General features: G+C 30.3%; 23 protein-coding genes and 1 pseudogene. 4 read left to right on the top strand and 20 right to left on the bottom strand.

Features of this window, described 5'->3' with window-relative positions; genetic code table 11:
* Window positions 1-101 precede the first annotated feature (101 nt).
* The 9 genes from ACZ5N4_RS10780 to ACZ5N4_RS10740 all read right to left on the bottom strand — a co-directional run bounded on the left by ACZ5N4_RS10780 (window position 102) and on the right by ACZ5N4_RS10740 (window position 8,810).
* Window positions 102-1,079 carry an alpha/beta fold hydrolase gene (locus ACZ5N4_RS10780; RefSeq protein ID WP_464209787.1) on the bottom strand — a complete coding sequence of 326 codons (978 nt, stop codon included), beginning with the start codon at window positions 1,077-1,079 and terminating at the stop codon, window positions 102-104.
* A gap of 118 nt (window positions 1,080-1,197) precedes the next feature.
* On the bottom strand, window positions 1,198-1,587 hold the full coding sequence (locus tag ACZ5N4_RS10775) for an FMN-binding protein (protein ID WP_464209785.1): 390 nt from the start codon (window positions 1,585-1,587) through the stop codon (window positions 1,198-1,200).
* A 94-nt stretch (window positions 1,588-1,681) separates the two neighbouring features.
* On the bottom strand, window positions 1,682-2,605 hold the full coding sequence (locus ACZ5N4_RS10770) for an AEC family transporter (protein ID WP_464210902.1): 924 nt from the start codon (window positions 2,603-2,605) through the stop codon (window positions 1,682-1,684).
* Between the two features lie 589 nt (window positions 2,606-3,194).
* On the bottom strand, window positions 3,195-3,896 hold the full coding sequence (locus tag ACZ5N4_RS10765) for a DapH/DapD/GlmU-related protein (RefSeq protein WP_464209783.1): 702 nt from the start codon (window positions 3,894-3,896) through the stop codon (window positions 3,195-3,197).
* Between the two features lie 343 nt (window positions 3,897-4,239).
* Window positions 4,240-4,983, bottom strand: a complete 744-nt coding sequence (locus ACZ5N4_RS10760) for an ABC transporter permease (RefSeq protein WP_464209781.1) — start codon at window positions 4,981-4,983, stop codon at window positions 4,240-4,242.
* A complete protein-coding gene (locus ACZ5N4_RS10755) occupies window positions 4,970-5,701 on the bottom strand; it encodes an ABC transporter ATP-binding protein (protein WP_464209779.1) in 732 nt (243 codons plus the stop codon). The genes ACZ5N4_RS10760 and ACZ5N4_RS10755 overlap by 14 nt, the downstream gene beginning before the upstream one ends.
* 51 nt (window positions 5,702-5,752) lie before the next feature.
* Entirely contained in the window at window positions 5,753-6,517 is a 765-nt protein-coding gene (locus tag ACZ5N4_RS10750; RefSeq protein ID WP_464209777.1) for a MerR family transcriptional regulator, read from the bottom strand.
* 242 nt (window positions 6,518-6,759) lie between these two features.
* Window positions 6,760-8,181, bottom strand: a complete 1,422-nt coding sequence (locus tag ACZ5N4_RS10745) for a L,D-transpeptidase family protein (RefSeq protein WP_464209775.1) — start codon at window positions 8,179-8,181, stop codon at window positions 6,760-6,762.
* A gap of 224 nt (window positions 8,182-8,405) precedes the next feature.
* Window positions 8,406-8,810 carry a GNAT family N-acetyltransferase gene (locus ACZ5N4_RS10740; RefSeq protein WP_464209773.1) on the bottom strand — a complete coding sequence of 135 codons (405 nt, stop codon included), beginning with the start codon at window positions 8,808-8,810 and terminating at the stop codon, window positions 8,406-8,408.
* A 409-nt stretch (window positions 8,811-9,219) separates the two neighbouring features.
* Between ACZ5N4_RS10740 and ACZ5N4_RS10735 the strand changes: the two genes are divergently transcribed.
* Window positions 9,220-10,266 carry an alpha/beta hydrolase gene (locus ACZ5N4_RS10735; protein WP_464209771.1) on the top strand — a complete coding sequence of 349 codons (1,047 nt, stop codon included), beginning with the start codon at window positions 9,220-9,222 and terminating at the stop codon, window positions 10,264-10,266.
* Window positions 10,267-10,507: 241 nt separating this feature from the next.
* On the opposite strand, the pseudogene ACZ5N4_RS10730 reads toward ACZ5N4_RS10735, so the two are convergent.
* Window positions 10,508-10,627, bottom strand: a pseudogene (locus ACZ5N4_RS10730) (DUF2935 domain-containing protein); the annotation flags it as partial.
* Window positions 10,628-10,838: 211 nt separating this feature from the next.
* Between ACZ5N4_RS10730 and ACZ5N4_RS10725 the strand changes: the two are divergent.
* On the top strand, window positions 10,839-11,531 hold the full coding sequence (locus tag ACZ5N4_RS10725) for a manganese catalase family protein (RefSeq protein ID WP_464209769.1): 693 nt from the start codon (window positions 10,839-10,841) through the stop codon (window positions 11,529-11,531).
* 364 nt (window positions 11,532-11,895) lie between these two features.
* Here ACZ5N4_RS10725 and ACZ5N4_RS10720 read toward each other — a convergent pair whose 3' ends face one another.
* From ACZ5N4_RS10720 to ACZ5N4_RS10695, 6 genes are all read right to left on the bottom strand, one after another.
* Complete coding sequence (locus ACZ5N4_RS10720; protein ID WP_464209767.1) at window positions 11,896-12,357, bottom strand: hypothetical protein; 462 nt, start codon at window positions 12,355-12,357, stop codon at window positions 11,896-11,898.
* Between the two features lie 97 nt (window positions 12,358-12,454).
* Window positions 12,455-12,874 carry a hypothetical protein gene (locus ACZ5N4_RS10715; RefSeq protein ID WP_464209766.1) on the bottom strand — a complete coding sequence of 140 codons (420 nt, stop codon included), beginning with the start codon at window positions 12,872-12,874 and terminating at the stop codon, window positions 12,455-12,457.
* A gap of 157 nt (window positions 12,875-13,031) precedes the next feature.
* On the bottom strand, window positions 13,032-13,181 hold the full coding sequence (locus tag ACZ5N4_RS10710) for a hypothetical protein (RefSeq protein ID WP_464209764.1): 150 nt from the start codon (window positions 13,179-13,181) through the stop codon (window positions 13,032-13,034).
* 395 nt (window positions 13,182-13,576) lie between these two features.
* Window positions 13,577-13,837 (bottom strand): hypothetical protein, encoded by a 261-nt coding sequence (locus tag ACZ5N4_RS10705; RefSeq protein ID WP_464209762.1) that lies wholly within the window; start codon window positions 13,835-13,837, stop codon window positions 13,577-13,579.
* A 288-nt stretch (window positions 13,838-14,125) separates the two neighbouring features.
* Window positions 14,126-14,716 (bottom strand): YdcF family protein, encoded by a 591-nt coding sequence (locus ACZ5N4_RS10700; protein ID WP_464209760.1) that lies wholly within the window; start codon window positions 14,714-14,716, stop codon window positions 14,126-14,128.
* 127 nt (window positions 14,717-14,843) lie between these two features.
* A complete protein-coding gene (locus ACZ5N4_RS10695) occupies window positions 14,844-15,395 on the bottom strand; it encodes an HXXEE domain-containing protein (protein WP_464209758.1) in 552 nt (183 codons plus the stop codon).
* Between the two features lie 136 nt (window positions 15,396-15,531).
* Between ACZ5N4_RS10695 and ACZ5N4_RS10690 the strand changes: the two genes are divergently transcribed.
* Window positions 15,532-16,149, top strand: coding sequence for a TetR/AcrR family transcriptional regulator (locus ACZ5N4_RS10690; protein WP_464209756.1), 618 nt, complete (start codon window positions 15,532-15,534; stop codon window positions 16,147-16,149).
* A 334-nt stretch (window positions 16,150-16,483) separates the two neighbouring features.
* Here ACZ5N4_RS10690 and ACZ5N4_RS10685 read toward each other — a convergent pair whose 3' ends face one another.
* From ACZ5N4_RS10685 to ACZ5N4_RS10670, 4 genes are all read right to left on the bottom strand, one after another.
* A complete protein-coding gene (locus ACZ5N4_RS10685) occupies window positions 16,484-16,849 on the bottom strand; it encodes a hypothetical protein (RefSeq protein WP_464209754.1) in 366 nt (121 codons plus the stop codon).
* 23 nt (window positions 16,850-16,872) lie between these two features.
* Complete coding sequence (locus ACZ5N4_RS10680; protein ID WP_464209752.1) at window positions 16,873-17,385, bottom strand: GrpB family protein; 513 nt, start codon at window positions 17,383-17,385, stop codon at window positions 16,873-16,875.
* 416 nt (window positions 17,386-17,801) lie between these two features.
* Window positions 17,802-18,404, bottom strand: coding sequence for a DUF3137 domain-containing protein (locus ACZ5N4_RS10675; RefSeq protein ID WP_464209750.1), 603 nt, complete (start codon window positions 18,402-18,404; stop codon window positions 17,802-17,804).
* Between the two features lie 174 nt (window positions 18,405-18,578).
* Window positions 18,579-18,905, bottom strand: a complete 327-nt coding sequence (locus ACZ5N4_RS10670) for a winged helix-turn-helix transcriptional regulator (RefSeq protein WP_464209748.1) — start codon at window positions 18,903-18,905, stop codon at window positions 18,579-18,581.
* Between the two features lie 123 nt (window positions 18,906-19,028).
* Here ACZ5N4_RS10670 and ACZ5N4_RS10665 point away from each other — a divergent pair, with 123 nt between their 5' ends.
* Window positions 19,029-19,682, top strand: coding sequence for a flavodoxin family protein (locus ACZ5N4_RS10665; RefSeq protein ID WP_464209747.1), 654 nt, complete (start codon window positions 19,029-19,031; stop codon window positions 19,680-19,682).
* Window positions 19,683-19,864: the final 182 nt, after the last annotated feature.

Below are 19,864 nucleotides of genomic sequence, written 5' to 3'. Positions count from 1 at the left end.
TCCTCCTTATTTTATAAACTCTAAAAAATCCTTTAATAACATTTTACCCCTCTCTCGGCAACACATCAATTATTATTCTATATCTTTAATATGCAATACTCCTATGAATGGCTAGAAAGTCTCAGTTCCTCTTTATTATTAATTTCTAATAGTGCATCAAAAAATAATTGAGGCTGATCCAGCATCGTCATATGCCCAGCATTAGGTATTAAATAGAACTCTTTATATTGAGTATTGATTTTATTAAAGTATTCCTTAGCAATAACATAGGGTGTCTGCCAGTCATTTCCGCCTAGAATATAATAAATTGGCACTTTATATTCTGCTGATTCCGAATTTAAATCAAAGGCTCCTAAATAATCTAATGTTTTTTCATTTGCTTTAATCCCTTTTATCATTGCAGAAATATCCGACAATTTAAAAATAGGACTTTTAAATGCAGTTTTGCATATGGAAAGATCCATCTTAACAGCTAAATTATATTTACCTTGAAGTTTACGTACTTGCATACACTTTTTTAAACAATTTCTATCAAACTTATCTCCAGGATAATCGCCTATAACTTCAAGCTTTTTCAGAGATTTCTTATCCTTAGACTGTATAATTAATTCCTTAACTTTTTCGTAGCCAACACGCTCATTTTCAAGCATATTAATAACCTGTCCAACTCCAATATAATAAGCTACTTCTTCTGGATATTGCTTTACAAAGGTACTTCCTAAAACACTGCCCCAAGAATGACCAAGTAAAATTATCTTTTCTTTATTATATTTTTTCTTTAGATATTGAATAGTTTCATACAAATCCTTTATCAACAAATCAATTGTAGGATATTTATCTGGATTCTTAGTAAGAGTTTTTCCAGAACCCCGTTGATCGTAATGGACTACTGTAAAAATATCTTCCCATTTTTCTTGAAATGCATATGCAAATATTGATTCAGGACTGCCAGGCCCACCATGTAAATATAACATTACTGGATTATCATACTTTGTACCAGAATGAAATAGATATTGATTGATATCATTAATTGGTACATATTCCTCAATATAAATTCGCCTTTTTAAATTATTTTTCATAATTCAAATTCTCCTTATTAATAATTTGTTGTTACTTCGGCTTATAATAATAGTCCACCATATACAGTCTATATTATTTGTTACATATTGCTTTTTACATTTCTATATAAGGAAAAAATTACTCCTTTAAAGCATTTTCAATTGATTTAAGAATTATTTTGCTACTATTTGTAGCTCCCGAAACTGCATCAACATTCAAAGATTGTGATGATATAACCTTAGAAAGTATGGATTCAGCACTTTTACCTCTTTCATTCTTATGCTCCAATAACTCTATATTTATTATTTTGCCATTTTTTACAGTTATCTTTGTTTTTGCAGCAACAAGTTTTGCGTCATACTTGCCAATGTATACGCCATCTTTTACTTTTGAAAGGTCAATATTAGATATAGTTAATGATGACGTCTTATCTTTATATATTTTTAAGTCGTATAAATATTTAGCCCCATATGTTAGACCTACAATTAACATTAAACATAAAAAAAGTAGGAGAATCTTATTTTTCATATCAACCACCTCCAATACCAGTTATATTGATACTACTTGGTTTTTATTACTATGTTTTTAATATCTTGCCGCTTATTTACTATATAATTATATCTTATATCTGATACAACCAAACCATAATTGGCATTGTTACAATACAAACAATAGTTGTAACTACATTTATAACACTTGCATATTCTCCATTCTTCCCATAGATTTGAGCCATTTGTGTAACTGTTGCCGCAGAAGGTGTGATTGTTGCAAGTAGACTGATAAGCAAAATCATCTTCGCATTTGGTAATAAATTCGCCATTCCGCCATATCTAAGTAGAAGCAGGATTATAACTGGACATACTATCATCTTTAGGAAAGTAATTAGGTAAATTCTCTTATATGCAAATACCTGTTTGAAACTCATATTTCCAATCAACATTCCCACCACAACCATGCAAATAGGACCAATCATAACACTTACTGATTCCATGGTTTTTGTAATGATATCTGGCAGCTGGATTCTTGTAACAAAAAATAAAATCCCAAAGAAAATAGCAATCATATTAATATTTAAAAGAATTTTTTTCAAATCTATTTTTTGTTCTTTACGAAATACCATCCTACAATGAGTCCACAAAAGAATTAGCTGTACGGATATGAAAGCACTTGAATAAATAACCCATTCCTTTCCTAAGATAGAAGTTACAATAGGAATGATCAGATTTCCAGCATTAGAATACATCATAGATGCTTTTTCAACTGCATCCAAGTGGAATATCTTTTCAAGTACCTTTACTAAAATCAACAGTACAATATGAATCAATACTGCTGCCGTGAAAGCGAGAATCAAGCCATTGCGGATGCTTTCTGTATATTTAACCTGAAAGGCATTAATAATTACGCAGGGCATCACCAAATAAAGAGCAACTATTGAGAGGCTTTTACTCTCTTCTGCTTTCAGTAAATGTGTTTTCACCAATACGAATCCCATAACCATAACTAAAAAAAGTTCAGCAATCTGTTTCATTAATAATAAACTAATCACAATTCCACCTCTATACTTCAATTTGAGCCATACCGCCATACCATTTACAGTGAATACTGATGTTAATCTAATAAAAGCCTGTCCATAAACAGTGACAATTAAAAATTCAAAAGTAATCTAGACAAATTATACATTTTTGTACATAGTATATTAAAATATCAATTCTCCAGTCTTCACCGTAATCATATGCTGTCTCACTTTTAATATTTATTATAAAATAAAACTACAGAAAAGCAAAAATTCCCATGCTGCAATAAGCACCTGTTTGTTACAAACTCCTTTAGGTTTTTGTTTGTTTGCTATAGTATAAGGCATTGGATTTTCCAGTGCCTTTATTTTTTATATCACACTTCAAATCTACATAGTCAGCATTATTATATAGAAATTTTTATATTCATAGGATTTATCATTAATTTTCTTCTTGAAACAAAATAAGAAGGAGAGCCTCCTCCCTCTGGATTTGGTTCTCCTCCATTACTTAAATACATTATATTGAAAATTATGTTTTTTAATATTTTCTTTATTTTTGCTTATTATCCTTTGCTTGTGATATAGTTCTCCATTTCGGTAGCAAGTGCGATTTTTTTGTCTAATTGTGAATTAAGGTATTATGATTACAACAAAGACCGCAACTACAACGTGTATCACCAAATTTCAAGTCGTAAACTTCTGAAAGCTCTACATTAACTTTAATAACCTTTTCTGAAAAATCTGATTTTTCCTTTGGTACTTCTAAAAGATTATCTGCCTTAGCTTGTGTATTTATAATTGCACCAACTGGAACATATCTATTCGCAGCTATCCTAATTCCTCCTGTTACAATTGCTCCAGTATCAATATAGCAATTGTTCTCTACTATAGCGTTAAATACAATTGAATTAAACCCAACAAATGTATTGTTTCCTACAAAAGCTGGTCCATGAATTAATGCTCCATGAGTTATACTTACTTTATTCCCAACATATATTGAATACCCTATACCATTTACAGAGTATTTAGCATCTTTTAGCCCATGAAATATTACTCCATCTTGTATATTAGAATTATAACCTATATAAAATGGTGTTCCCTCATCTGCTCTTAGCACTACATTAGCACCTACAAATACATTCTTTTCTATTATTACATCACCTATTACACTTGAAAATGGTCCTATAAATGCACTTTCACTTATTTGAGGATATCTACTTACAGGATTAAATGAAGTAATTGGATTTTCTCCAATAAAATAAGTATATAAATTAGTTGGCCCTATTGGCTTATAATTTTTTTTTATACTATTATACATCATAATCTTCTCCTTAAATTAATATTATATTATATTAAACTTAATATTAATTTATTAATCATTCTATAAATATAAAAATCCACTATAACACTTTATTTTAGTTATGGTGGATTTTACAATAAAACTTGCTGACTTTTTAACTTACATTATTTTAAAGAGTTTATATAATTAATAGGCATATATATTACACTATCTTTACCTTATTGGTAAAAACCGCATTTACTTATGGTACGGTTCTCCGTATCTTATCTAAATGAGGTTTTTACATTTATTTATTCAATTTCTTGTATTGAAAACAATATTATAAAGCTGTTTAAACTCTTAATGTTTATTTATAAGTTTCAAATTACTCCCATCTAAAAAACTTAATAGATACCCCAGTACATATCACAGCAAGTATACTTACAACTAAAATTGGTAGTATTGCATTATCTATGCTTGAGTTAAGTGATGCACTTTTTAAAAGCTTTATCCCCTGAGTTAATGGGAAGATATCTGCCACTTTTTGAAGCGCTGTTGGCATAACCTCATATGGTAATGTTGCTCCTGAGAATATAAGCATAGGAAAGTATAGAATACTGGCAATAACGCCTGCCATTTTAATATTTTTCGCTATTCCCCCCACCATAAATCCAATGCTGAACATTGATGTCATTACTAATGTATATGCTCCTAAAAAGTTTATCCATGAACCTCTAAATTGAAACTTGAAAAATATTTTTGCGGTTAAATAAACAAGAATTAATGAAATAATAGCATATAAAGCATAGATCACTCCTTGAACTACTAAAATCATAGATGGGCTAACTGGTGTTACTCTAAATCTTTTTAATATCTTTCTGTGACGATACTCAGATAATACTAATGGTAACCCCATGATACCGCCTGCACATATTGCAATGGTTGATACAGCTGCAAAGGATTGTTCCATGAATGTAAAATCTGCTTCAGGAAATGCGGGTTTATTGCCATAAATAACACCTAAAATAACAGTTACCAACACTGGCATACAGATTGCAAATATGAACATATCCATGCCTCTTAGTGATAACTTTAATTCAGTTTTTAACATTGTTCTAAATACTTTCATCATCCAATTCCTCCTCATCTACAAACCATAAATAAGCATCCTCAAATTTTTCGCATGGACTCAGTGCCACTGCTTCTTCAACTGTTCCATAAAAATCTATTACTCCATTTTTTAAAATACATATTTTATCGCACAAAACTTCAACCTCATCCATGAAATGAGATGTTAAAAAGATTGTGAGTCCTTGCTTCTTTAAGTTTAATAAGCACTTCCACACATCTCTTCTAGCCTTTACATCTAGCCCTGTTGTAAGCTCGTCTAGGAATACTACCTCTGGGTTAGGAATTAACGCTAGGATAATAAATAATCGTTGCTTTTCACCTCCAGATAGTTCGCTTACTAGATTTTTAACCTTATCTTCAAGATCAAATTGCTCTAATAATTTATTGCAATCTAATGGATTTTTATAAAGAACTTCAGTTATTTCACACAACTCTTTCACTGTAATCTTATCTTGATAATTAGATTCTTGAAACTGAACCCCAACTTTCTGAAATAGCTGTTTTCTTTCTTTTTGAGGATTCATACCTATGATAGATACCTGCCCATCATCAAAATTCTTTGTACCTAAAATACACTCTATGGTAGTACTTTTCCCTGCCCCATTGGCCCCGAGCAGTCCAAATACCTCACCTTTCTTTACCGTTAAACTAACATCCTTCACCACTTGAACATCCCCATAGGATTTATAAAGATTATAAACTTTTATTACTTCCATGTGTTATTCCCTCCTTTTGATAAAAGAATAACACCATCTCAAAGTCTGGTGTTAAAGTGTAGAGTTTGTATTAAATTTGTTTTTCATAAATTCTAATTGCTTCAATATACTATTTGCATTTTTTTCTGCATCACTTAAGGAAGTAAGAAGCTTATCACATGCTGTAACAATGTCCTCATCCTCTTTTGGTTTATTGATTACCTCTCTAATATCAATTTCCTTACTTTCTGATATGGCATTAATCATTCTTAAAATTGCTGAAAGGGAATAGTTAGCACAACGTAAGGTACGTATTATTTTCAATCTATTAATATCACTTTCAGTATAAACTCGATATCCATTTTGCTTTCTCTTAACAGTAAGTAAACCATTCATCTCCCAATTTCTTAATGTGTCCATTGTGACTTGAAGATAGCCTGCAGTTTGCTTCCTTGTAAAAAATATATAATTATCTTTAGCATCTATCCCTAATAAAAGCTTCTTTGAAAGTTCTATGGCTTCCTCTGCATTTTTTCGCTCTTGCTTTATCTGATTTATATAATCATTTGTACAGTTAATTGCTTCTTGAAGCTCCCCCTTGGCAGATAGCTTAACAACATTGATTATCTTCTTTCTAAGCCCATTTTGTAGAACCTCTACTTTAAAGGCAGTTCTAGCAAGGTTAAACTGCTCTATATGATAGTCAGTAAATACTCTATAACCATTTGGTAATCTATTCACCTTTGGTATTAATTCAAGCTTTTCGTACAAACGTACAGTGTTGGAATGTACCCCAACTCTTTTAGCTACTTCTGCTGTTTTATATATCTTATCCATACTATTTGCACCTCCATGTTATTATCATAACACTTGTGGTAAGTCTGGTGATATAGTGGAGAGTTTTATTTGTTTACGATATTTTTACTTATAAAAAAGCACCTTAACCATTGATATTACTAGGTTAAGGCTGTTTTCCTCACTTATTTATGATACGGTTCATCATACCTAATTCTAAATTTAATAAAATATTGTTACTACGCTACACTAATCGTAAAACTATAATTAATTACAAATTAGTTCTATTCTTCATAACAAATAATAGGAGTTCCATCTTCTATATTATCAAAAATTGTTTTAGCTAAATGCAATGGAGTATTTACGCATCCATGTGTTCCAATACTTTTATATATATCCCCTCCAAAAGAATGCATCCAGCTTGCATCATGTATCCCTATATTTCCATTAAAGGGCATGAAATAAGTTACTTTAGCTTCATAAGTTGGACCCCTTAAAACTGCATTTCTTTGTTTATAATTAAGCATATAGGTTCCAACAGGGGTAGCATTTCCTCTATAGGGATTACCTGTTACTATGGCACCTTGAGTTATAAGCTTTCCATCTTTATAAAACCATAAATGTTGTCTTGTTATGTTAATTTCTACATAAGTATTGCCTATGTCATCTTTATCCCTACTTACAGCTTTTTGAATATATATAGGTTCTTTTTGGAGTACTTCACCACCCCTTATATTTTTTAATAATGCCATTGTTTCACCAACACAATTAATTTTCCATCCATAAAATCCGCCTTTAACCTCTATTATTTTACCTATAGATGTTTTAATATTTCTTGATACTCCAACTGTATCATATTTTTTACTCAATGCTTGTACATATCCTAAAACTGCTTTTTCATTTATTACTACTTCTAAATTTTCATCAACATTAAGCCATTCATTTATTATATTCCCATCTAATATTTCATTTATTATATTCGCATCTAATATTTCATTTTTACTTCCAAATGTATAAGTGATTTTTGTTGATACATATTTATCTAGTAAATTCTTGGTTTCAGGAATTTTACTAGAACCTAGAGTATACTTTGGATTTTCATAACAGAGTTTTTCATTTAAATCTAATTTTTTTTCACCTTTTGATATGCTCATTTTTATAGCTTCATTTAATTTATCTTTATTTATCTTGTTTCCATATACTTCTTCAATCACCTGATATGAACCATTTGAATACTTAAAACTTACATTTTTAGGTTCTATAATAACTCCATTTATACAATTTAATTGGTTTATTTTATTTTCCAATTTATCTTCATTGTAAATAACTAAATCATTCACATAATAATTTTGATTCTTTAATACTGAAACAATCCATTTAAATGAATTTTTCCTATGATAAATTTTAGAAATACTATTTTTTTCATTATATTGTACTCCTATATCTTGTCCTATTATTTCTTCTACTTTTCCGTTTCTCTCTACTAACTGTAGCTTATAATCTTTAATATAACTTCTAATTATATTATCTGCATCGCCATATGCTTTTAATGAGACATCCGCTCCGTTTATTACTGTATTAAAAAAGAAATGATTAGAAAAGTATACTGAAATAAGTAAATAAAATAGCAAAATTGAAGCTATTAGAATACTAATATTTCTTGTATCCTTACTTTTAAAAAGCTTTTCTATATTAATATTCTTCATATCGATTTATACCTTTCGTCAAAAATACTTTCATTTAAACATAATAACTAATTTAAAATATGTTTGTATTTTTGATTTTATAACTAATATCTAGATAGTAATTTTAAAATTTCTTAAATATACGTTGTTTTTCTATTTTCAATAAACAACTATATCAGTAAGTGAGTATATTAGGAAAAATGGAACGCAGGTAAAGACATATCATAGAACTAAGGCAGATAGTACTAATAAAAATAACTATAACCACAAAGGCAAATAAATCCTTTATTGCTTCTCGATAATCCAAATCTTGAATAAAATGCTTCCTCCGAAGGCTTTGTTAGAAGCACAGGGCTTAAATTGTTCTCCTCAAGAAATTGCATTAAATTTTCCATTATTTTTGTACCAATTCCCTTACCCTGATAATTTTTATGAACAAGTAGTCTTAATATATATGCGTGTTTAATACCATCAGAAAGTATCTGTACAAATCCTATAAGTCTATTTGAGTCATCTCTTACAGTAATCCATCCCCATGACAACTTTAATGATTCATCTAATTTTTGTGCTGAACTTAATTCCCATCCTATTGTCTTTAATAGATTATTTAATTCATTTACATCAATTTTAGCGTCTCTTTCTATTCTCATAGAACCACCCCATCCATAAATTTAATATCGTAGCAATAAATAATTACAATATTAGTTACGTGGAGATTATACCACAAATCCCATAAATCACCAAACCAGCTTTCAAATTTTATAGAGCATTATTTAATTCATAATATATTACTAATCTGCATTTTCTAATAGTTAAATTATACAATTTATTGCAAAAACACAAAGCATTACATAACAAAAAGACTGGTAGCCATACTACCAACCCCTATATTTGGGGGAAATCAAAATATAATCATATATTAGATTATAGCCAAATTAAATATATTCTTACGTTGGTATTAGGGTAGATCTAAGTATAATAAAATAGCATTGGTATAAGATACATTTAGGATTTATATTTTTAGCAATCAAATTAAGTATAATATTGGAGGTTTACTAAATGAAAAAGAAGAAAGGTATTTGGATATTTTCAGTCATAATCCTAACCCTTACTACGGGAGCTTTTTTACTTATTAAAAACTTAACTACAACAAGTTATGGTAAGCTTAATATGAAGGTTGCTGTAATGATGAAGATTAATAAGTACTTTAATCCTAATTCAATTAAAGGGAAAAATATAAATGAAATACGTGAAACTTTAAATAAGAATTCTATTAAATGGAGTGCTAAGCCTATACCCTTTTCCAATATAAAAAATGTTAGTATAGATATATCTTCAACTAAGATACCTGTTCGTATATATACGCCTGAAGGTGGTAGTAAGCTTCCTATAATCATTTATTCACATGGTGGCTTTTGGATTGGAGGAAATCTAGATACGGCTGACAATATTTGCAGGAAGCTTTCAAAAAATACAAAGGCAATAGTAGTATCAGTAGGTTACCGCCTTGCCCCGGAAAATCCTTTTCCGGCTGGGCTTAACGACGTATATAATGTAATTCAATGGACTTATAAAAATGCTGAAAGTATTAATGGCGATGCAAAACATATAGCTGTTGCAGGAGATAGTGCTGGTGGCAATCTAGCAGCTGCAGTTTCTCAGCTGGCACGGGATAAAAATGGACCTCATATAACTTGTCAGGTATTAGTATATCCCTCTACAAACATATATCACTTAAATAGTAAATCTTGGTCCTATATGTCCAGCGATTTTAGTATTTCAAGAGAAGATATGGAGAAATATATATCACTATATATACCGAAGAAAGAAGATAGAAAAAGCCCTTATGCTTCTCCTTTGTTAGCTAAAGATTTTAAGGGATTGCCTCATGCGCTTATTATAACAGCTGAAATTGATCCGTTGCGAGATGAGGGAGAAGCGTATGCTGAAAAGTTAAAAGAATCGAATAATGAGGTAGTTGTTACTATGTATAAAGGCAGTACACACGGATTTCTTTCAATGGATCAGATTTCAAAGGAAGGTGATAAAGCTTTAAATGAAATTTCTTTATATCTTCAAAAGGAGTTTCAAAAAGATAAGTCTTGATTTTTTAAATTTTCACTTTAAGTTGCAATAAATCATAGATGTAATACTAGCTGGATTACATCTATGATGTATGGAACTCAAATGATGCCTTACTAAACAATATGCATAAGCACCGACATTTCTTCCAGTGCTAAGGTATATATGAGGAATGTATATAAAGTCTTCATACATATTGTGATATAGATTGAGACCGCATCGGTAATATACTAGTGCAGTCTTATATAACTACTGTATAAAATAGTATATTCTCCCTTTCATCTTCTGACAAAGCTTCTAGTATAAATCTGGAATGATCTCCTAATATCTGCAACCAAAATCGGTGCTCAAATAATGCTTCACTCCTATAATCCCAAGTTTTCAAAATTCCCCTCCATTGAATATTTCTACACTATATTATATGGCTGAAATATATTATTAAGTATATATAACATCACAGGTTGTGTTTAATTGCATAATTCAAGTTTCATTTCATACATATGATTGCATCTTGTTGATAAAACACCATCAAGGCATAATAGGAATTCTAAAGGGTAACACTAATACTGAAAAATTCATTTTTAGGAGGTAACTACATGTTTAAACATGAGAAACAATTATTACATGAAGTTGGAGTAGAAGGACCTAACCCTAATTATGCTGCAATGCTTCAAGAACAATTAGGTGGTCCTCATGGTGAATTGAAAGCTGCTCTTCAGTATATGTCTCAAAGCTTTCGTATAAAAGATCAAGCAATAAAAGATTTATTTCTAGATATTGCTGCTGAAGAGTTAGCACATATGGAAATGGTTGCTCAGACTGTAAATCTTCTAAATGGTCATACCCTAGATGCAAGCAATGCAACAATTGGAAACATACAGGCACATGTTTCAACAGGACTTACACCTGCCCTTACAAGTGCGTCTGGACAATATTGGACTGCTGCATATATAGAGGAGACTGGTGATTTAGCTGCTGATATATTATCTAATATTTCTGCAGAGCAAAGAGCAAAGGTTGTATATCAATATTTATACAGACAAATCAATGATAAAAAAGTTAAAGAAACTATAGATTTCCTTCTAAACAGAGAAGAAGCTCACAATACTCTTTTTAGAGAAGCCTTTAATAAATTACAGGATACAGGTTCACTAAAGGATTGGGGAATTACTCAAGATTCTAAACTTTACTTTGATTTGTCAACCCCTGGTAAATACTTTGGTGATCTAACTCAACCTAAAACACCTTCTTTTAATACTCCTGATCAAAAGGAGTTAGTACATCATTAAACTTTTTAGTATATTTTTTATGGATTTTAAGCTTATTGTTATTGTGTAAAATAACAATAAGCTCTTAGTTAAATGTTTTGTCTGATTTTGAGATAACGAATCTACTAGATTTGCTATTCTTTTATCCCAATTACTCTCTATATCCTGTCCAATAAGCACCATACAGCAACATTAGGTTTATATTTATTAAGTATTTCTTTTACATCGTTTACGTTCTTTACATTTATTCGTTTTAAATTACTTCACATTTAATTACACTTGTGACGCTCATCAAGAAAGTTCCGACAGAACTGAATCTAAAATTATATTACCTTAACTATACAAATTGGAATTTGAACACCTTACCATCCTTTTGCTTATTAGACTATATAGATGATGAATCAATACCTATTATTTCGATATTGTCATCATTATGTATGATAAAGTGAACTTCAAGGCCAAGATAATCCTGTTCGGTAGGAGCAGTGATAACTCCACCGCAAAACATCTCGGTAAAGTGAGTAAGAATATTGCCTTGTATTCCATTTCCACACGAACTGTAATATTCCTCGGCCACATAATAGTTACCCGTCATGCAGTCATTTCGGGGAAACATACCTTCCTGAGAATTACATAAGTCCTCTGTATTAACATATTCCAAAACAGCTTGATACACTATTTCATCAAGCCGAGTTTTTGCTTGAATAATATGACGGTATCCACTTTCTTTTACATTTTCAAATATATAACGAGGACTTGTAGGCTCTTTTCCAATATCCCAACGCACATAATCGTTATTTGAATTTTCTTTAGTAAATATCAGCTTATTAAGTTTTTCAAAATTCATAATCATACTCCTTTATCCACCACTCTAACTCGTTGGCTACTATCTCGAAATCCTACTAAATCGCAGACAAATTTCTGTTTAACTACCTCTTGCTTATTTAGCCATTTAATCTATCATCAACAACCTGAAACATCTCAAAATCAAATTCGAGTATATGATCGCTTAAAATATTATCCCCACATGAAATAGTAGCTCCAAAATCGTTTGATGTATCAAATGTGATAGAAAAATGATAGACTTCTATATTTTTAAACCAATCATCTGGAAGAGCTTCACCTAACTTTTCTTGAAAATATGAAGTCAACTCATGTTCACACTCTTTAAACCATTCCAAATATTTATTTACCAATGGAAGTATTTCTATCAAATTGCATTTTTTTGATATATTAATTTCACAGTCTTTAATAGTATCTTCATCAAGTAAATAGTTGAATATTTCTACTGATTTTATGGGGTGGTAGCAATCGTATCTATCATCACTTAAATCCCAATCCTTAATTAGTTGCTCTATTGTCATATTAATATTTCCTCCGCATCTTCAAATTACTATTTATAATATTTAACCTTAAAATTGGAATTTGTATATCCTAATAGTCTTTTAGAAAATCCAGATTCCTTACTTATTGATAGCAAATTTTTACAATATAAAATAATTATTGTATACTTATTTTGCTTTAATAACATAAATTATCAGCAAAATACTCTATACACTCTTTAATGTTTTCATGCACCTTCATATTTTGATTAATGAATATTACAAATGCCTCTATTTCCTCCTCTATAATGCATTCAATAGCCTGTGGTACACATTTTTGATTTTCCATTTGACAAGCCAGACTACATAATACACAAACCATAATGAATAATCTTTACTTCACAGTTAATTACAATTGTTATTTAATTTACATGAAAATTATACCATAATACCTATATAGCTTCATCACTTCGCAGAAAACATAGGTATTTTTAACACCGCATTATTCAATTTTCAGAACATTGTTCGTACCTTTTTTCAATGGTTACCTCGTCTAATTTTTATATTAAGTATTAATCTAATAAAAGGTAAAACAAAAGAGCATTTCTGCTCTTGATCTTGCGCATAGTCTTTGAATTACGACGTAAAAACACTGTAAAATTCAAATTTGAATAATACAGTGTTTTATTAAATCATTCGTCTTTTCAGTTGTTACGTTAAGTAAAAATATTATAAATTAACCTCTTATTTATACCTATTTTCTTCGTCATTTATTAGCTTTCCTGCAATTATTTTAATCTCAATAGAAGATAAATTATTCTTTGAAAAGATAAGAAAGTATAAATGGAACAAAATAATACCACTTGAAGTTATGATGCTTATAATTCCAACAGTTTTAGCGAATAGGCATAACATATAAATTCCAAAAACCATGAGAAATAAACTTCCAATTATTCTCCTGATACTTTGTTCTTTAGTAGGTAGAATTTTATATCTACTGAACACTTTGTTCCCTCCATTCTTTAAATCGTGATTAATTACTATTTTAGTTTGACTAATAATAATTATATCATATTTACTTAATTTTATATGGTTATTTTTGTAATGAAAGTAAAATATCTTTACTTTTTTGACACTGTATTATTCGATTTTCAAAGGACATTGTTTGTATTACCAATTTCAATAGTTATATCGCAATTTTTTCATATTAAGCATTAATCTAATAAAAGGTAAAACAAAAAAGAGTATTTCTGCTCTTGATCTTACGCATAGTAAGAATATGACGTCTTAACTTTATTGTCTACCTTTATGATAACGTAAATTATTTATGAACATCTGAGTGTATAAATAAAGATAAATCATTCCCACCCCTATTATTAAGTATTCATGCGGAAATTTAGATTTTTCTACTGTATGGTCGATTTTAAGCCTAAATGCATACGAACTGGCTTTTCGCAAATGCCAGGGTGAGGATACAATAACGGCTGTATTCAGTTCTCTGTCCTGCATAATTTTCTTTGAATTCACTAAATTTTCGTATGTATTCTTGGCAAGTTTTTCACGAATTATATTGCAATCGTGCACTCCTAATTCAATTAAGGCATTTGCCATGACATCAGCTTCTATATAGTCGTTAGCAACAGCTGCACCAGAACAGATTATGACTCTGGCAATTCCCTCATGATATAACATCGCTGCTTTTTTTATTCGCTCTCGTAAAATTGGTGATACGTCTCCGTCTTTTTTTACATGATAACCAAGTACAATAATTACATCTCTTTTTTGTCCATTATTATAGGCTGCTTTCTTAAAACTGCCGCATATCACAGCATACATGATTATAAGGCATAATAATATCGAGCATAAAATATATAATATTTCCATTTAACGTACTCCCTCATATATATGTTCATTATTTCACTCTCACTTTCTTAGGCCATAATTTACATATTTCCACTCCTAATAATGTTGGTATTTTATAATTTATAACATTTTTAAAATCAATATTGGTTTATTCTTGGGTCTGTGCTTCTGAATATTTGTATAGCCATATAGACCAAAAACCCATAAGTTTGTGAAGCCCCGGTATCATAATAATAATTAAAGCAATTCCCAATAAGCAAGCTAACAGAATTGTTCCCGCTCCATAGTGTAGCATCTTTTCAGCCGTATACAAAAACCAAATACAAGGAAGTAAAAAAATAGCTGATGTGATGACCCCTGGCACATAGTTTTTAAACTGGACGCACATGAACATATGTATAAAAACCATATGTAAAATCACTGCTAAGAAGGCACCATACCAAAGGAAATAACTTTGAAAAATTACAGAAAACATACTAATAAGTGAAAAAAGTAAGAATTCTACTTCTACCCCTACTGAAAAGGTTGGTGTTTGACAATTATATATATAATTCAAGCCAAATGGTTGTCTTTTAGGCCAAGCTATGTTGATTTCCTTTCTATAGCGTTTACTCCACACTTCTGTCATAATGATTTCTTCGAAATCATGAATCATGAAAATGATTGGAAGCATCCAGACGATAAAATTCATTGTATTCATAAAATCTCCCCCTCGCAATTGACACAGTTGTGTCTATTAATAATATCTATTATAATGAGTTAAGAAATAGAGTCAATGATTTTGGCCCAATAGCTACAAATTAGAGAATTTGTGACGATAGAGGAGGAGAACCATTATGTCCGATAAAAATAAAGGAAATCCGGTATCCAATCAGTCAAAACTGTGGATGGAAGATGCTCTGTTAAGATTAATGGAGAAGGAAAATTACTCAAAAATTACCATTCAGGAGATTACGGATAATGCTGGGCTTTCCAGGAGAACTTTTTATCGTAATTACTTCTCAAAAGATGAAATTTTAGAAGGCCGCTTTTACAAAATTTGGTCCGAATATGAATCACTTATTCGACAGCAAATAGACTTAACCTTACCCAATATTGCCAGAATATTTTTTACAGTGATGAAAAAGCATTTCGATTTTCTCTCACTCATTAACCATCATCACTTGCTCCCTCTTTTTCTTTCAAAGATTGATGAGCTTTTACCTGCTGCATTTGATGATGTAAAGGGTAAAAAGACGCCTTTTCCAAGAGAAAGTATTCAGTACGCTTTAACATTCAGCACAGGCGGATTTATGCGAATTCTTATCCGTTGGCTGAATGACAGCGCGCAGAAATCCCCAGAAGAAATGGCAGGAATCGTGAATGATCTTATTTCAATCTGTAATTATCCGGCTCCCATAAAAAGCGAGTCAGTTATGAAACTCTCTTCAACAGAGAATGACTCCCTACAATAATCACTTAAAAAAGTGTATTTCAAATTTTAAAAAGGCCTACTTAGATTTAACAGCCTGAGGCGCTCCGATTTAACTAAGGCGCCTTTTGGGACGTAGCCGATATGAATAAAAATGTGTAATATGCTGGATATAGTTCAATAATGTAGCATATTCTTGATTCATTGAAAGTTATTGAACAATATTTTACTAATATTCAACTATCGTAAATTTACGATTGATGAATAAAACAAGAAAGTTCCACTAAACTGAATCTAAAATTATGTTATCTTAAATCTATAAATTGGAATTTGTCGGGCTTCGCGTTATACTCATAATCTCACCGAAAAACTGGAAATTAACCTCTTTTACTAATTTCATCTGTTATTAATGATTTTGAAATATACATCGCTTTTATTATGTTCTTAAAGCGGGTGTGCTGAGAGGTACCCTCCGCAAATTTTAGCTGTGCTTTTTCACATTTGCTGATAACTGAAGATACGGGGCGTAGTGCTTCTATCAATTCTTCTTTTGTATATTTGTCCATAACATTTTCATCTGTTATTAATGATTTTGAAATATACATTGCTTTTATCCTGTTCTTAAGGAGTGTGTGCTGAGAGGTACCCTCTGCAAATTTTAGCTGCATTTTTTCACATTTACTGATAGTTGAAGATACAACTCGTAGCGCTTCTACCAATTCTTCTCTTGTATATTTGTCCATAGCATTTCACCTCAAATTCATATTTATTCGCATAAACCACATTTCTTATAGATATCTAAAATTACAGATTGCTTTCCTTCAATATATGAGTCTATATCTTCTGGATATTTCAAAGCCATCTCTTTTTTTATTGAACTATATCTATATCTATCTTCTTTATGTTGTCTTAAATAATCTCTAAATGTTATATGCCGATACAATTCTTCATTGTCTTTATTGCATACATACAAATGGTGTACCATTAAATGTGGCTTATTTTTATAACCAAATGCTTCTCTACCAGATATGCCTAAATCTCCTTCATATATATATCCAATAGACTCTAATGCTTTATTTACTTCTTCAAAATTTTTGTCAATCACAACATCTATGTCAATAATTGGTTTTGCCGCCAATCCTTCAACAGATGTGCTGCCTACATGCTCAATTGAATTTATTTTTCCAGACAAAACTGTTAATAATTCATTTTTTATACATTCAAATTCATTTTTCCATTCTGGATTATAATCTTCTACTATTACATGTTTCGTTTTCATTAAAATCTCCTATACAAATTACTATTTTTCTATCTAATACAATTATTATTTGCCCACGGATTTTATAAATAATTTTTACTTCGCAGTTAAAGAATATTCCGTATTACCATTTTTTTAATCGTACTTATATTATTGTTAGATTCAAATATCTCGTACTATAGTATTCAGCAAAAATTTTCTTTTGTCGTTGTTTAAATTATGATATACTTCTTCTTCCTTGACTGTTTGACATTATTTGAATCTCTTCTATATATTTGATATTCATTCTCCTTTAATTCAAGGATTCCAATTTCTTTCTCTTCATTAAAAACGATGATTTTTGATAAAGAATATTTTGAATAACAACTTTGCTACAAAATCTTGTAAAACGTTATCAAAACTTATATCAAAATCATAAATAAAACTTATATAATTACTTACCTAAGATTAACCTCTACTTGCTCATTGCTAGCTATTCCCATAGCACATAGTTCTTTTAGCACTTCCGCAAATAGCTCGTATAATTCTTTAAGTCGGTCAATATCCTTTATTACTCCAGCAACAGTAAAATATAATTCATCTACATTGCTTGGAAAATGATTTGCGAAAAAACCTTCATCATCTTTAATTTCTAAATTTATTGATGACTGCATTTCTAATAACTCTCTTATTTTTTTATTTGAAAATAACTGAATTATTCTTTCTTCGCTATTGCCTTGTATAATAAAGTCCTCGTCAAACTCACTGTATCCCACATTAATATCCTGCATTCCTAAAAGTTTGCCTAAACCACTGAAAAGACCTTTTCTGTAAATCTTAAAATAAAATCTCTCCAAATTTTTAAAGGGAGCTCTAACCCTTGTATATGTTACTGAAGATTTTCCAGTAGACACGGTATATGTATCAAACAAAACAATCCAATTATCTACATGAGCTTGTACCTTATCACCTGACCAAAATCCACCATTAATATAATCAGCTTGAATTTCTCTAGACAACTGTTCCCAGATTTCTTTTTTGCTTGGTCCAAACAACGCCATTTTACCCCTTCTATAAATATAGCATTCTTGAAAAGTTATTCTGTTTCTATTTCTTCATTTTTTGATTGCTAATTCATAAACTTGCATCACTTGCTTTGATGTTTTATAATTTATTCCCTTTACTATAACAATATAAAACATTAATGCAACATGATGACTTTTGTTAAAATATGTCTATCTAGTGATATGTTCCTCACCCCATTGGTACATAAGTTTAAGTATTGGCACTAATGTTTTCCCATCTTCTGTCAGCGAGTATTCAACCTTTGGCGGAATTTCATTATACTGTTCCCTGTGAATTAGGTTGCTGCCTTCCAATTCTTTTAGTTGTTCACTTAATGTTTTATGTGCAATGGGTTCTAATGTATCTTTCAACTTATTGTATCTTATTACTTTAGCCTCATATATTTCCCATAATATAATCCATTTCCACTTTCCTTCAAGTATAGATATTGTATAGTACATTGGACAACTGCCATATTTACTTTCAAAACTTTTCATGTAATACCTCCTGACTTACTATTAAGTTAGTATATAACAAATAAGTGCATACTTACCCATTTTTTTATAATGATATATAATTCATACTATGAAGTCAAGTATATATAAATGGAGGTAAAAATAATGAAAGTAATAGCAATTAACGGAAGTCCAAGAAAGAATAAAAATACTGCTACTCTTCTTAATAAAGCACTTGAAGGTGCAGCTTCACAAGGAGCTGAAACAGAGATTATCCATCTCTATGACCAAAATTATAAAGGTTGTGTTAGTTGTTTTGCTTGCAAAATGAAAAATGGTAAAAGCTATGGTAAGTGTGGTTTCAAGGATAATTTAACACCTATTATTGAAAAAGCCGTAAGTGCTGATGCCATTATTCTTGGTTCCCCAATATATTTCGAATCAGTTACAGGAGCTATGAGGTCTTTTTTAGAAAGGTTCATGTTTCCATATTCAGTTTATGCTCCTGGTTATCCAAGCCTCTTTGGAAGAAAAATGCAAACTGGATTCATTTATACCATGAATATAACTAATGAGCAAATGAAAGATTTAGAATATGAACAAAGTCTTAAATCTTTAGAAATGTCAATGAAAAGAATCTTTGGTTCTTTTGAATCATTAACTGTCAACGACACATACCAATTTGATGATTATTCAAAATATGTTGTAACAGTATTTGATGAAAAGAAAAAAGCAAAGGTCAGAAAAGAACAATTTCCTAAAGACTGTCAAGCTGCCTTTGATATGGGAGTAAGATTTGCTAAACAAACTAATTTGTAAAATATTTCAAACAAATTACTATATCACTATATTTTTGCAAATATATAATAAGTCTATCTTATAAATCTTATCATGAGAATATTAAAAAATTTTATGCAAAAAAATAAGCTGGCACTAAACCAGCTTCATGAGTTTTATAATGAAAATTTCTCCAGTTAGCCTCCTGTAATCTATAAAGAGCC

The organism is Clostridium nitrophenolicum (assembly GCF_055391695.1).
Note: the sequence above shows the minus strand (reverse complement) of the source record. Positions and strands in the feature narration are given on the sequence as shown.